Genomic DNA, 14,899 nt, shown 5'->3' with positions numbered 1-14,899 from the left:
GTACGCCGAGCAGGTGTCGGCAGGATGCGGGAGAAACGCACAAGATCAAGGGAGACCGTCGTGTCCGCGAACAGCTTCGACGCTCGCTCCACCCTGAATGTGGGTGACGAGTCGTACGAAATCTTCCGGCTGGACAAGGTGGAGGGCAGCGAGCGCCTCCCCTACAGCCTGAAGGTCCTGCTGGAGAACCTGCTCCGCACGGAAGACGGTGCGAACATCACCGCCGACCACATCCGTGCCCTGGGTGGCTGGGACGCGAAGGCCGAGCCGAGCGAAGAGATCCAGTTCACGCCGGCGCGCGTGATCATGCAGGACTTCACCGGTGTGCCGTGTGTCGTGGACCTCGCCACGATGCGCGAGGCCGTGAAGGCACTCGGCGGCGACGCCTCCCGGATCAACCCGCTCGCGCCCGCCGAGATGGTCATCGACCACTCGGTCATCGCCGACGTGTTCAACCGGCCCGACGCGTTCGAGATCAACACCGACATCGAGTACGAGCGCAACAAGGAGCGCTACCAGTTCCTGCGCTGGGGCCAGACCGCGTTCGACGAGTTCAAGGTCGTCCCGCCGGGCACCGGCATCGTGCACCAGGTCAACATCGAGCACCTGGCCCGCACGATCATGGTCCGAGGCGGCCAGGCGTACCCCGACACGTGCGTCGGCACCGACTCGCACACCACGATGGTCAACGGCCTGGGCGTACTGGGCTGGGGCGTCGGCGGCATCGAGGCCGAGGCCGCGATGCTCGGCCAGCCGGTCAGCATGCTGATCCCGCGGGTGGTCGGCTTCAAGCTCTCCGGCAAGGCGCAGCCCGGCGTCACCGCCACCGACGTCGTGCTCACGATCACCGACATGCTGCGCAAGCACGGTGTGGTCGGCAAGTTCGTCGAGTTCTACGGTGAGGGCGTCGGTTCGGTCCCGCTCGCCAACCGCGCGACCATCGGCAACATGTCGCCGGAGTTCGGCTCGACCTGCGCGATCTTCCCGATCGACGGCGAGACGATCACCTACCTGCGCCTGACCGGCCGCACCGAGCAGCAGCTCGCGCTGGTCGAGGCATACGCGAAGGCCCAGGGACTGTGGCACGACCCGAGCCACGAGCCGGAGTACTCCGAGTACATCGAACTCGACGTCTCGACCGTGGTCCCCTCCATCTCCGGCCCCAAGCGCCCGCAGGACCGCGTCGTGCTCGCCGAGGCCAAGACCCGCTTCCGCGACGTGCTCTCGGACTACGTCACCGAGAACGGCGACGAGAGCGGTATCGAGTCCTTCCCGGCCTCGGACGCGCCCACCCCGAGCAACGGTCGCGCGCACAAGCCGACCAAGGTCGTCGGTGACGACGGCGTCGAGTACGAGATCGACCACGGCGCGGTCGTGATCGCCTCGATCACGTCCTGCACGAACACCTCGAACCCGTCGGTCATGCTCGGCGCCGCGCTGCTTGCGAAGAAGGCCGTCGAGAAGGGCCTCACCCGCAAGCCGTGGGTCAAGACGACGCTGGCCCCCGGGTCCAAGGTCGTCATGGACTACTACGAGAAGGCCGGCCTGATTCCGTACATGGAGAAGGCGGGCTTCTCGCTCGTCGGCTACGGGTGCGTGACCTGCATCGGCAACTCCGGCCCGCTGCCGGAGGAGGTCTCCGCGGCGGTCAACGAGGCCGACCTCGCGGTCGTTTCGGTGCTTTCGGGCAACCGCAACTTCGAGGGCCGGATCAACCCCGACGTCAAGATGAACTACCTGGCCTCGCCGCCACTGGTCATCGCGTACGCGCTCGCGGGTTCGATGGACATCGACATCACCACCGAGCCGCTGGGCCTGGACACCGAGGGCAAGCCGGTCTACCTCGCCGACATCTGGCCGAGTGACGAAGAGATCGCCGACGTGGTGGCCTCCTCGATCGACCAGGACATGTTCGTCGACCGCTACGCCGACGTCTTCGCCGGCGACCGCCGGTGGCAGTCGCTGGAGATCCCCACCGGCAACACGTTCGAGTGGGACCCGACTTCCACGTACGTGCGCAAGCCCCCGTACTTCGACGGCATGCAGATGGAGCCGTCGCCGGTCGTGGACATCGCCGACGCGCGGGTCCTGGCCAAGCTCGGCGACTCGGTCACCACCGACCACATCTCGCCGGCGGGTTCGATCAAGGGCGACAGCCCGGCGGGCAAGTACCTCGCCGAGAACGGTGTCGAGCGCAAGGACTTCAACTCGTACGGCTCGCGCCGCGGCAACCACGAGGTGATGATCCGCGGCACGTTCGCCAACATTCGCCTGCGCAACCAGATCGCGCCGGGCACCGAGGGCGGCTTCACGCGTGACTTCACGCAGGCCGACGCCCCGGTCTCGACGATCTACGACGCGTCGGTGAACTACCAGGCCGCGGGCATCCCGTTGGTCGTGCTCGCGGGCAAGGAGTACGGCTCGGGTTCGTCGCGCGACTGGGCGGCCAAGGGCACCTCGCTGCTCGGCGTGCGCGCCGTGATCGCCGAGTCGTACGAGCGCATCCACCGCTCGAACCTGATCGGCATGGGTGTCATCCCGCTCCAGTTCCCGGCCGGTCAGACCGCGGCGTCGCTGGGTCTGACGGGCGAGGAGGCGTTCTCGTTCACCGGGATCACCGCGCTCAACGAGGGCCGTACGCCCAAGACCGTCAAGGTCTCGACCAACACGGGCGTCGAGTTCGACGCGGTCGTGCGCATCGACACCCCCGGCGAGGCGGACTACTACCGCAACGGCGGCATCATGCAGTACGTGCTGCGTTCGCTCGTCAACAAGGGCTGACCCGGTCGCGACCGGGTCGCCGGTCGGGGGAGTGAGTCCGGCCTGCGGGGTCGGATTCGCCCCCCAGGCTGACACGTAGTCACATCTGAAGAATTGGTGCGGCCGGTTGGTTTCCCAACCGGCCGCATCGTCAGTTTTGCGCCGCATGCGGTCGCGTCGACAGGGTTAGACCGTCGGTTCACCCAAAAGAGGGAACGCGCGAACGGCGCCGACTACGTCGCCCGCGCCGTACACGGGTGCGTGCGCGAACGGTGCGAGCGCGTCCTCGTCGGCGCCCATCCGCCACAGCAGCGCCGCGATCGCGACGATGTGCGCCCGTCCGCCACCGTCGGCGATCTTGACCGCGGCGCCGCGCCCGTCGGGCAGCCCCACCGCGTACACCGCTTCCGCGCCGTCCTTGGCGAGCAGCCCCGGTATCGCCCGCATGAGGTCGGTGACGTCGCGACCGGTGCCCGCGACCCACTGCGGGTGCGCGCGCATGGCGTCCGCGATACGCCGTTCGGGGGTGCCTGCGGGCGCCCCCGCGAAGCGACCGTACGACCTCGCGAGGCCCGCGAGTGAGATCGCGAACAGGGGAGCGCCGCACCCGTCGACGCCGACGGCCGCGACCGGTTCGCCGGCAACGTCCTCGACGGCCTTGCGTACGGCCCCTTGGAGCGGGTGGCCCTGATCGAGGTAGTCCTCGGTCGACCAGCCGTTGTGTACGCAGGTGAGCAGCATCGCGGCGTGCTTGCCCGAACAGTTCATGGCGATCCGCTCGGGACCCTTGCCGGTGGCCAACCAGGCGTCGCGCTGTGGGACGCCGAGAGGCAGGTCCGCCACGCAGCGCAGCGCGTCCTCGGTCAGCCCCGCACGGGCCAGGATTTGGCGCGTGCCGTCGAGGTGAAATGCCTCGCCGGAGTGGCTCGCGCAGGCGAGGGCGAGCAACTCGCCGTCCAGGTCGAGCCCGTTGCGCACCATCGCGAGGCCCTGGAACGGCTTGTTGGCCGAGCGCGGGAACATCGCCGCGTCGACCGCGCCGTGCCCCTCGACCACGGTGCCATCGGTGCCGGTGAGCACGGCCGTGCCGTGGTGTACCGACTCCAGGAAGCCGTTGCGCCACACGCCGACCAGCGGTATGTGAGCGAACGCGGCCTCGTGGCCGGGGGAAGCAACGTGATTCACGGGTTCTCCTGAGGGGGGAGGCAAGGGGGAGGCGGACGGAAGCGAAGTGAATCGGATCGAACGCTGTTGCGGGTGGCGTCCCCTCCATGATCCACAGTTCATTTCCGGCCAACCACCGCGCATAATCGAACATATGTACGGCAATGGCGATCGAGACACCCCGGCATGGGAGCAGCCGGGCCGTTTCACACGTACACCGGCCGGGGGAGCGGGGGACGCGAAGCCACGCGGGAAGGACGGCTTCGCCCCACCTGGCTGGCCGCGAGGTGTTCGGCCACCCGGGGTACCGGACTGGGAGCACACGGCCGTCGTCTGGTTGTACGACCTGTGCCCTCCCGGGTATCGAAGCCATGAAGTACTCCGCAAATACCCGGTCGTCCTGGCCCGGATGGCCCGCCAACACGTCGGCGCCGCGCTCGCGGCCGCGCGCCACGGGTACGGCACGGCGCGCGTCGACCTCAAGGACGCGGTGCCGGTGCACGTACTGGAGGCGGCGCTGCGCATGTACGAGTACGAGGGCTCGCGTGCCGCGGCCACCGAGCGCGCGGTCCTCCTCGTGGAGGAGGCCCTCGCCGGCGAACGCTGGGAACCCCAGTTGTAGGCCGTCACCACGACGACGCGCGAAGCCCACGCTCCGCGTCCCACCGGTGCCCCGCCGGTGCTCCGTGCGGTGTCGGGCGCCGGCGGGGCCGTGGGTCATGCCCGCGAGGGGCGGGGAAGCGCCTGCGGGCGCACGCGGCGGCTCGCTCGCCGGCGAGCCTTGTGGGCTGCCGGACCGCGACGGAAGGGGGGTTTGTAACGTTCCATGCAGCATGTGTACGCGGGAGGGTCAATAGAAGCCCGATCGTGACGCCTGTGTTCAGGTTTGACTCTTCTGTGCGAGTGAAGGGCGCAATAGAGTTCAGGACTTGCACACATCAAGTGGGTCGGCTTCACCGGGGCGAGGGGATCGCAGATGTCCGACGGCATGACAGGGTCCCGTTTTCAGGAGGACCGGTCGCCGGGGTCACAGTCGTCGGGGTCGCAGTCCTCGCTGCATCGCGCGAACCTCGATCGCGTCCTGCACGTGGTTCGCATGGCGGGAGCGCTCACCCAGGCGGAGATCGCCAGAAGCAGCGGCCTGTCCGCAGCGACGGTGTCGAACATCGTGCGGGAGTTGAAGGCCCTCGACATGGTCGAGGTGACCCCCACCTCCTCCGGCGGCAGGCGCGCTCGCAACGTCTCGCTGAGCCGCGCCTCCGGCGTCGTCGTGGGTATCGACTTCGGCCACCGGCACCTGAGGGTGGCGATCGGCGACTTCGCCCATCGCGTACTCGCCGAGGAGCACGTCCCCATCGACGTCGACTCCTCCGCCGACGAGGGCTTCGCGCTCGCCGACCGGCTGCTGGGCACCCTCTTGGAGCAGGCCGACGTGATGCGCAGTGAGGTCACCGGCGTCGGCCTCGGCGTCCCCGGCCCGATCGACATCGACACCGGCGCGCTCGGCTCGACCACGATCCTGCCCGGCTGGGTGGGGTGCCACCCCCGCGAGGCCATGCAGAAACGCCTCGGCCTCCCGGTCCTCGTCGACAACGACGCCAACCTCGGCGCGCTCGGCGAACTCGTGTGGGGCGCCGGGCTGGGGTGCAGCGAGATGGCCTACCTCAAGGTCTCCGGCGGCGTCGGCGCGGGCCTGGTGATCGGCGGCCGGCTGTACCGCGGTCCCGGCGGCACCGCAGGCGAGATCGGTCACATAACACTGGACGAGTCGGGTCCGGTGTGTCGCTGCGGCAACCGCGGCTGTCTGGAGACCTTCACCAACGCCTCATACCTGCTCGACCTCCTGCGCGCCAGCCACGGCCCCGACCTCACCATCCAGCGGATGATCGAGCTCGCCAGGGCCGGCGACGCCGGTTGCCGGCGAGTGGTCGCGGACGCCGGACGGCATGTCGGAGTGGGCGTCGCAAGCCTGACGAACCTGCTCAATCCGCAGCGGATCATCCTCGGCGGCGACCTCGCAGGCGCCGGCGACCTGCTGATCGCGCCGATCGTCGAGTCGGTCGGGCGCTACGCGATCCCGAGCGCGTCACGCCGGTTGACCGTCGTCACCGGCTCCCTCGGCGAGCGGGCCGAGGTGCTCGGTGCGATGGCGATGGTGATGAGCGAGACGACCCCGTTCTCGGTCGAACGCGCACCCGAGGTACAGGCCGCCGGCGCCCGTCGGTGAGGGTTTCCTCACGTATGGTCCAGCCGTGAACCGCGATGCGAACCATCCGGCGGCGCAGCCACGTCTAGACTCGATGAACGCCTCTGCTGCTCGCAGACCCTTGGAGGCGGTGACGGATCCGATGAAGGAGGAACGGGTGGCCCTGCTGGACGGCATTCGAGGACCCCGTGATCTCAAGGCCCTCTCGCCCGAGCAACTGGCACAGCTCTCGGACGAGATCCGCACCTTTTTGGTGGAGTCCGTCTCCAAGACCGGTGGGCACCTGGGACCCAACCTGGGTGTGGTCGAGCTGACGCTGGCGATGCACCGTGTGTTCGAGTCGCCGCGCGACAAGATCCTGTTCGACACCGGCCACCAGAGCTACGTGCACAAGATCGTGACCGGCCGCCGCGACGACTTCGGGCGGCTGCGCCAGGCCGGCGGCCTGTCCGGCTACCCGAGCCGGGCCGAGTCCGAGCACGACGTGATCGAGAACTCGCACGCCTCAACGGTGCTGTCGTGGGCGGACGGTCTCGCCAAGGCGTACCAGGTGCGCAAGCAGCACGACCGGCACGTGGTCGCGGTGATCGGCGACGGCGCGCTCACCGGCGGCATGGCCTGGGAGGCGCTGAACAACATCGCCGCCGCCAAGGACCGCCCGGTGATCATCGTCGTCAACGACAACGAGCGCTCGTACGGACCCACCCAGGGCGGCCTCGCCGACCACCTCGCGACGTTGCGGACGACCCGCGGCTACGAACGCTTCCTGGAGTGGGGCAAGGGCGTCCTCGGCCGTACTCCCGTCGTCGGCGGCCCCGTGTACGACATGCTGCACGGCGCCAAGAAGGGCCTCAAGGACGCGGTCGCGCCGCAGGGGCTGTTCGAGGACCTCGGCCTGAAGTACGTCGGTCCGATCGACGGCCACGACGTCGAGGCGGTGGAGACGGCGCTGCGCCGCGCCCGCGGCTTCGGCGGACCGGTGATTGTGCACTGCATCACCCAAAAGGGCAAGGGTTACGCGCACGCGGTCAACGACGCGGCCGACCAGTTCCACTCGGTGGGCGTAATCAACTCCGAGACCGGCCTGCCGGTCAAGAAGTCCGGCGCGTCGTGGACGTCGGTGTTCGCCGACGAGATGGTCACGATCGCCGACGAGCGCGAGGACGTCGTGGGCATCACCGCGGCGATGCTGATTCCGGTGGGGTTGCACAAGTTCGCGGCGAAGTATCCGGAGCGCGTGTACGACGTCGGGATCGCCGAGCAGCACGCGGTCACCTCTGCGGCGGGTCTGGCGACCGGTGGTCTGCACCCGGTGGTCGCGGTGTACGCGACGTTCCTCAATCGCGCGTTCGACCAGGTGCTGATGGACGTCGCGCTGCACAAGTGCGGGGTCACGTTCGTGCTCGACCGGTCCGGGGTGACCGGCCCCGACGGTGCGAGCCACAACGGCATGTGGGACATGTCGATTCTCCAGGTCGTCCCGGGTCTGCGGCTCGCCGCGCCGCGTGACGCGGCGCAGGTGCGCGCGCAGCTGCGCGAGGCGATGGAGGTCGACGACGCGCCTACCGTGGTGCGGTTCGGCAAGGGCGCGGTCGGTCCGGAGATCGCGGCGATCGGCAAGATCGACGAGATGGACGTACTGCGCCGCACCGGCCCGGAGCGCAACGGCGGCGGTGAGCACGGCGACGTGCTGATCGTGACGGTGGGTCAGATGGCCGAGGTCGGCATCGAGGTCGCCGACCGGCTCGCCGACCAGGGCATCGCCGCGACCGTGGTCGACCCGCGCTGGGTCAAGCCGGTCCCGGCCGCGCTCGCGCCGCTCGCGGCCCGACACCGCCTCGTGGTCACCATCGAGGACAACGGTCGCGCCGGCGGCGTCGGTTGCGCCATCGCCCAGTCTCTGCGCGACGCCCACGTGGACGTCCCGCTGCGCGACTTCGGCATTCCGCAGGAGTTCCTCGACCACGCCGAGCGCGGTGACATCCTCGGTCGGATCGGCCTGAACGCGCAGGACATCTCGCGCCAGGTGGTCGAGGAGATCGCCCGCAAGACGGCGGACACCGAAGCCCACGAGACGTCCGCCTGATCGAAGGCCCCGCTCCACTCGTTTCTTTCGCTTCACTCCTTTCACCTGCTCTACTCGTTTCACCCGCTCCATCCGCTTCACCTGTTCCATCCGCTTCACCCGCGCGCCGAGACGATCTAGGAGTCGTGGGTGGCAGGCCACGTTCTGCCACCTACGACTCCGAGGTCGTTTTTGTGTGCCCCGGCCTGCCGTCCGGCGCTCCGATCGCGGGTCGATTCGAGGATCACCCTGACGCGCCGGGGATTGGTCACCCGGAAACAGGACTGAAAACCCGGATCATGGCAACGGTCTCCGCCACCAGGAGGTGTTGCCATGGCCAACGCGCTGTTTCGCACCAAGAACATCGAGCAGTCCATTCAGGACACCGATGTCACCGAAGGGCACGGCCTACGCAGGGAGTTGTCCGCGCTCGACCTGATGGTGTTCGGGGTCGGCGTGGTCGTCGGCACGGGGATCTTCGTACTGACCGGCACCGCCGCGAAGGACTACGCCGGTCCCGCCGTCGCGTTGTCGTTCGTGGGAGCCGGGCTCGTGTGTGGGCTCGCCGCGCTGTGTTACGCCGAGTTCGCCTCGACCGTGCCGGTGGCCGGATCCGCGTACACGTTTTCCTACACCACGCTCGGCGAGTTGCCGGCGTGGATCATCGGATGGGACCTGATCCTCGAACTCGCGCTAGGCGTCGGTGTCGTTTCGATCGGTTGGTCGGGCTATTTGACCTCGCTCCTGTCGCAGGCCGACATCAATCTGCCCGAGTCGATCACGGCCGCGCCCGGTGACGGCGGAGTGGTCAACCTGCCCGCCCTGTTGCTCGTGCTCGGGGTCGCGGTGGTCCTCGTGTTCGGGGTCAAGTTGTCGGCGCGCTTCAACCTGGTCATGGTCACGATCAAGATCTCGATCGTGCTGCTCGTGATCTTCGCCGGGTTGTTCTTCGTCAAAGCCGGCAACTACACGCCGTTCGTGCCCGACGCGCAGCCGCCGGCGGCCGGCCACGGCGGGCTCAAGGCTCCGATCGCTCAGACGTTGTTCGGGTTCGATCCGCAGATCTACGGCGTGATGGGGATCTACTCCGGCGCGGCGCTCGTGTTCTTCGCGTACATCGGTTTCGACGTCGTCGCGACCGCTGCGGAGGAGACGAAGAAGCCGCAGCGCGACATGCCGATCGGCATTCTCGGCTCGCTCGCCATCTGCACGGTGTTGTACGTCGCGGTGTCCCTGGTCGTCGTGGGCATGCAGAAGTACGACACGCTCTCGGCGTCAGCACCGCTGGCCGAGGCGTTTCGGTCGGTGGGCAAGGGGTGGATCGCGACCATCATCAGTGTGGGCGCGGTCGCGGGGCTGACCACGGTGTGCATGATCTTGATGATGGGGCAGAGCCGGGTCTTCTTCGCGATGAGCCGCGACGGCTTGTTGCCGCCGCTGTTCGCGAAGGTGCACCCGAAGTACGGGACGCCGCACGTCAGTACGTTGCTCATCGCGGTCGTGGTCGCGGCGGTCGCCGGCTTCACGCCGATCCACGAGATCGACGTGATGGTCAACATCGGCACGCTGTTCGCGTTCCTGGTGGTCGCGGCGAGTGTGTTGATCCTGCGGCGGACTCGGCCCGAATTGCCGCGCGCTTTTCGGGTGCCGTTCGTGCCGTGGCTGCCGATCGTGTCGATGCTGGCCACGGTGTGGCTGATGCTCAACCTCAGTGCCGAGACGTGGATCCGGTTCGCGGTGTGGATGGTGGTCGGCTTCGGCATCTACTTCACGTACGGGAGGCGGCACAGCCGGCTGGGGTGATGTCGGGGGCGGTTGCCCGCGTGGACCGCGGCGGCCCGTACCGCCCCGCGGGCGTCCCGGGAGGTTTCGCGGGTTTGCCGTCGCGAGGCGGTACGGGTGGTCCGGGCGCGCTCTCGTCCGCCGCCGAATCGGGGGATCGGCGGCGGTGGCGAGGGCGGCGGGCGGGAGGTCAGCCCCAGAGCTCGTCGGTGTACGTGTCGGTGCCCACGATGGTGGGGATCCACGGCGCGCAGTAGGACACCTTGCCGATGCCCGAGGCGTCGATCCGCTCGGCCCATGCCTCGAACGCGTCCCAGCTTTCGCGGGGGTCGCCCTCGAGGAAGTACAACTGCATGCTGCGGGTGGCGGAGTTCGGGTCGCGCGGGACGAACGCGGGAGCGTCGTCCTTGAGCGGTACGGCGGTCCACGCGGCGACCGAGGCGATCGGCGAGCCCTTGAGGAAGTCCGGCAGGTTCGTGGAGAACCACGCCTCCAAGTCCTCCTGCGTGGTGCCCTCGTTGCGCTGCACGGTCAGCGAGACCAGACCCTGATAGTTGCGGTCGAGCGCCAGTTCCAGCGGGACCGGGTCCTCGTCGCGGTACCAGCGGCTGTCGTGCAGGTACATGCCCGTGTGCGCGTGGACGCGGTGCTGGAAGCCGCGGTCGTTGCCGTAGAGCCAGTTGACCTGGTCGACGGCCCACGCGTTCCACTCGTCGAACTGGCCGTCGTTGATCCAGTAGATCGCGACGTAGGAGCCGGATTCGATGCTCGGCACGACGTCGCTGTCGGCCGGGAAGCGCAGCGCCTTGAGGTCGGCGGTGGCCACCCAGCGGCTGCCGGAGAGCATGCCGGGGCCGATCATGCAGCCGGCGTAGTAGTGATCGCGCTCGTACCAGCGGTTGTAGCTCACCTCGTGGCCGCGCTCGGGGTCGACGGCGGTGAACAGCATGCTGCCGACCTTGATCGGATATTCCTTGAAGCTCATGGCTGACCTTTCGGGCGTTCGCGTCGTGCGTTCGGTGCGGTGACACGTGTCGGGCGGGGTGGTGTCCCGGTCGGCGGTGTCGACCGGGACGGGGGATCAGGCCTGTCGGCGGAACCGTGTGGTGCGGTGTTCCGGGTCGGTGTCGAGCTTGGGGATGATGTGCTTGCCGAACAGTTCGATGGTCTCGAGCGTGTTCTCGCGGCTGTCGCAGCCCAGGCCCAGTACGAGTTGGTCGACGCCGACCGCCTCGTACGCCTTGACCGCCTTCAGCGCGCTGTCCGGGTCGCCGCAGATCAGTGCGCCCGCGTCGGCGGCGAACTCGACCAGTTCGGGGGTCAGGTCGTCCATCAACTCGGGCCAGTAGGGGATGCCCTCGGGGTGCGGGAACGTGTCGTGGTAGCGGAACACATTGCTCGTGAGGTACATCGGGCGCGCCTCGACGGCGTTGCGGATCGCCTGTTCCTTGGTCTGTGCGACGAAGCCGGTGCTGACGGCGAGCACGTTGTCGTTGACGAAGTCGGCGATCGGCTCGGCGTTGACGATCTCGCGCTTGTAACCGGAGACCAGCTTCTCGGCGCTCTCCGGGTCACCGATCGAGAAGCCCAGGACGCCCAGGCCCATCCGCGCGGCCATCGCGTACGAGGGCGGGCTGCCGGCGGCGTACCACATCGCGGGGTGCGACTTGCCGTACGGCTTGGGCAGGATCTTGCGCGGCGGGAGCTGCCAGTAGGTGCCGTTGTAGCCCTCGTAGGTGTCCTGGAGGAACATCTTCGGGAACTCCCGGATCACGTCCTCCCAGATCGCCTTGGTCTCGGACATGTCCGTGATCCCGGGGAGGAAGCCGAGGATTTCGTGGCTGCCGGCGCCGCGTCCCGTGCCGAACTCGAAACGGCCCTTGCTGAGGTGGTCGAGCATCGCGACCCGCTCGGCGACCTTGGCTGGGTGGTTGACCTGGGGGAGCGGGTTGAAGATGCCCGAGCCGATGTGGATCCGCTCGGTGGCGTGCGCGAGGTAGCCGCACATGACGTCATTGGCGGACAGGTGCGAGTACTCGTCGAGGAAGTGGTGCTCGCTGAGCCACGCGTACTTGAACCCGGCCTTGTCGGCCGCGATCGCGAAGTCCATGTCGTTCATCAGGGCCTCGTGCTCGGCGTCGGGGTTGCCCTCGCGCCGGAAGGACGGGTTGTACCCCTGAAGAAAGATGCCGAATTCCATAACGCTCCCAGTTCCGAGGTCGGGTCGGTGGTACGGGACGTGCGATGGGGCGCGGGCGCGCGGGTGCAGGTGCGGAGGACGTGGTCGCGGGCGGCGGGTGGTGGTGGCGTGGTGGGCGGTCGCGGGCTGTGGTGGACGGCGGTCGTGGGGGTGGTCGCGGGTGGATGGGGCTGCGGGTGTGGCCGTGTGGTCGTGCGGTCGAGCGCGGGTGATGTGGTGGCGGCGGTCGCGGGTGGGGGCGGTGATGGGCAGTGGTCGCGAGTGGTGGTCGGGCGGTGCGTTGGCGGTGGAGTGGTGGTGAGGGCCGTTGCGGTCGCCGGAGGGGGTGGTGGTGGGTAGTGGTCGCGGATGGCGTGCCGGTCGGGGTGTGATCGCAGGCGCTGAGTGGGGCTGCGGGTGCGGGTGGGTCGAGTCGGTTGTGGTCGGGCGGTCGCGGGTGCGGTCGCCGGTGGTGACTTGGCGGTTGTGGGTGGTGGTGGCGAGGGCGGTCGAGTGGTCGCAGGTGAGGGGAGTGGCGGGCGGGTGGTGGTCGCGAGTGCGGGGGATCGCAGGTGGTTGCGGGGGCGGATGCAGGCGGTGCGGGTGCGGGCGCCGGCGCGTCGTACGTGGCCCCTGCGGGCCCTGCGGGTCAGGGCGTGAAGGTGCCGTCCGGGCGGCGTACCCAGCCGGAGGCGGCCATCGTGCCGCCGTCGACGTGCAGGGTCGTGCCGGTGACGAAGCGCGCGAGGTCGCCCGCGAGGAACACGATCGGCGCGGCGCAGTCGTCGGCCTCGCCGAGGCCGAGCGGGACCTTGGCGCCGTAGTCGTACGCGCCTTCGTCGGTCTCGAACGTCTCCGCGAGCCCCGCGTCTCCGGGGGTGGGGATCGCGTCGGGGGCTACGCAGTTGACGCGGATTCGGCGGTGCGACAGTTCGAGTGCGAGCGACTTGGTGAGTTGCTCGACGGCGGCCTTCATCGCCGCGTACACCGCGAAGCCGGGCGCCGCGCGGAACGCTTCGATGCTGGTGACGTTGACGATCGAGCCGCCTTCGCGCATGAGCGGTGCGCCGTGCCGGATCACGTGCGTGACGGAGGTGAAGTTCTCGTCGACGAGCGCGGCCTGACCCTTGGGGCGGATCTCCATGAACGGCGACCAGAAGCCGCCGCCGGCGTTGTTGACCAGGATGTCGAGCGGGCCGAGGGTGCTGTGCGCCTCGCGGACGAAGCGCTCCACGCCGTCGCCGTCGCGGACGTCGAGTTCGACCGCGAGCGCCCGCCGTCCGGTGGCCTCGATCGCTTTGGCGGTCTCCTGCAGGCCCGTGCTCTCGCGGTCGCAGATGGCGACGTCCGAGCCGAATCGGGCCAGCGCGACGGCCGTCGCGGCCCCGATCCCCCGGGCGGCGCCGGTGACGACGGCGACGCGGTCGGTGAGCAGAGCGGCGGAAGGGTCGAGCAGCACGGAGGCACCTCACTGTGGATCGCTTGCATAGTCGCTTCGCCAGGACCGGTTTCCCGCTCGCGCGGCACGTGGTCCTGCACGCGGGGCACGAAGCCCTGCGCTGGGGTCACCATGCCACCTGACGACCCGTCACCTGAAGGGAGACGCCCGTCTTTTTCCGTTCCGGTGCCCCTGGTTTCCCCGCAGGTCCGCCCGCAATCTGACGCGCAGTCAGAGAAAGTGGCGGACATCACCGAACCGGTGACACGTGATCGCCCGCGCCCGCGAGCGCCCGCCGTCGGGTGGTCGCCGCGACACACATCGCCGCGACACGCGCCGGCGCGTCACACCACACGGAGGCCGTCGCGTCCGCCCCCCGTCGGAGTCGCGGGGCCCTCTCGCGCCGTCCACATCGGCCCGGCCCGTCACACCGACCGGTCGCACCCACCCTCGCACCCGCCGGTTGCACGCGCCCTCGCACCGATGCCGGTCGCACCGCTCCTCGCACCCGCCGGTTGCACCCGCCCTCGCGCCGATGCCGGTCGCACCGCTTTTCGCGCCCGCCGGTTGCACGCGCCCTCGCGCCGATGCCCGTCGCACCCGCCCCGTCGGCCGCTTCGCAGCACCTGCCGGTTGCACGCGCCCTCGCGCCGATGTCGGTCGCATCCGCACCGCCCCTCGCGCCCGTCGCACCCACCCTCGGGCCCGTCGTACCCGCCCTCACGCCGATGCCCGTTGCACCCACCCTGTCGGTCGCTTCGCAGCGCCCGCCGGTTGCACGTGCCCTCGCGCCGATGTCGGTTGGACCCGCTCTCCCGCCGATGCCGGTCGCACCCGCCCCGCCCCCCGCACCCGCCGCACCCACCCTCACGCCGATGCCCGTTGCACCCACCCTGTCGGCCGCTTTGCAGCACCCGCCGGTTACCCGCACCCTCGCGCCGACGCCGGTCGCACCGCCCCTCGCACCCGCCGGTTGGACCCGCTCTCCCGCCGATGCCGGTCGCACCCGCCCCGCCCCTCGCGCCCGTCGCACCCACCCTCACGCCGATGCCCGTCGACCCCCCGTCGCACCCACCCCCTCGCACCCGCCGGCCGTACCCACCCCGTCGGCCGCTTCGCAGCGCCCGCCGGTTACCCGCACCCTCGCGCCGACGCCGGTCGCACCGCCCCTCGCACCCGCCGGTTGGACCCGCTCTCCCGCCGATGCCGGTCGCACCCGCCCCGCCCCTCGCGCCCGTCGCACCCACCCTCACGCCGATGCCCGTCGACCCCCCGTCGCACCCACCCCCTCGCACCCGCCGGCCG

At 69.6% G+C, this 14,899-nt stretch carries 9 protein-coding genes; 5 read left to right on the top strand and 4 right to left on the bottom strand.

Annotated features, from left to right (window positions below):
* Positions 1-60 precede the first annotated feature (60 nt).
* Entirely contained in the window at positions 61-2,781 is a 2,721-nt protein-coding gene (gene acnA, locus GT354_RS23425) for an aconitate hydratase AcnA (protein ID WP_161358340.1), read from the top strand.
* Positions 2,782-2,946: 165 nt separating this feature from the next.
* Here acnA and GT354_RS23420 read toward each other — a convergent pair whose 3' ends face one another.
* Positions 2,947-3,945, bottom strand: coding sequence for an asparaginase (locus GT354_RS23420; protein WP_346012139.1), 999 nt, complete (start codon positions 3,943-3,945; stop codon positions 2,947-2,949).
* 316 nt (positions 3,946-4,261) lie between these two features.
* On the opposite strand from GT354_RS23420, the gene GT354_RS23415 reads away from it, so the two are divergent.
* From GT354_RS23415 to GT354_RS23400, 4 genes are all read left to right on the top strand, one after another.
* Complete coding sequence (locus GT354_RS23415) at positions 4,262-4,546, top strand: hypothetical protein (protein WP_202512199.1); 285 nt, start codon at positions 4,262-4,264, stop codon at positions 4,544-4,546.
* 366 nt (positions 4,547-4,912) lie between these two features.
* A complete protein-coding gene (locus GT354_RS23410) occupies positions 4,913-6,151 on the top strand; it encodes an ROK family transcriptional regulator (protein WP_161358338.1) in 1,239 nt (412 codons plus the stop codon).
* A gap of 136 nt (positions 6,152-6,287) precedes the next feature.
* The gene (gene dxs, locus GT354_RS23405; protein WP_161358369.1) at positions 6,288-8,216 is read left to right on the top strand and encodes a 1-deoxy-D-xylulose-5-phosphate synthase; all 1,929 of its coding nucleotides are present in this window, start codon (positions 6,288-6,290) and stop codon (positions 8,214-8,216) included.
* 312 nt (positions 8,217-8,528) lie between these two features.
* On the top strand, positions 8,529-9,998 hold the full coding sequence (locus GT354_RS23400) for an amino acid permease (protein ID WP_161358337.1): 1,470 nt from the start codon (positions 8,529-8,531) through the stop codon (positions 9,996-9,998).
* A 169-nt stretch (positions 9,999-10,167) separates the two neighbouring features.
* Here GT354_RS23400 and GT354_RS23395 read toward each other — a convergent pair whose 3' ends face one another.
* From GT354_RS23395 to GT354_RS23385, 3 genes are all read right to left on the bottom strand, one after another.
* A complete protein-coding gene (locus GT354_RS23395; RefSeq protein ID WP_161358336.1) occupies positions 10,168-10,962 on the bottom strand; it encodes a hypothetical protein in 795 nt (264 codons plus the stop codon).
* Positions 10,963-11,058: 96 nt separating this feature from the next.
* Positions 11,059-12,177 carry an LLM class flavin-dependent oxidoreductase gene (locus GT354_RS23390; protein WP_161358335.1) on the bottom strand — a complete coding sequence of 373 codons (1,119 nt, stop codon included), beginning with the start codon at positions 12,175-12,177 and terminating at the stop codon, positions 11,059-11,061.
* Between the two features lie 628 nt (positions 12,178-12,805).
* On the bottom strand, positions 12,806-13,615 hold the full coding sequence (locus GT354_RS23385) for an SDR family oxidoreductase (protein WP_161358334.1): 810 nt from the start codon (positions 13,613-13,615) through the stop codon (positions 12,806-12,808).
* Positions 13,616-14,899: the final 1,284 nt, after the last annotated feature.

The sequence above is a fragment of the Streptomyces sp. SID3343 genome, from assembly GCF_009865215.1.
GTDB lineage: Bacteria > Actinomycetota > Actinomycetes > Streptomycetales > Streptomycetaceae > Embleya.
This window is presented reverse-complemented; position numbering and strand designations above follow the sequence as displayed.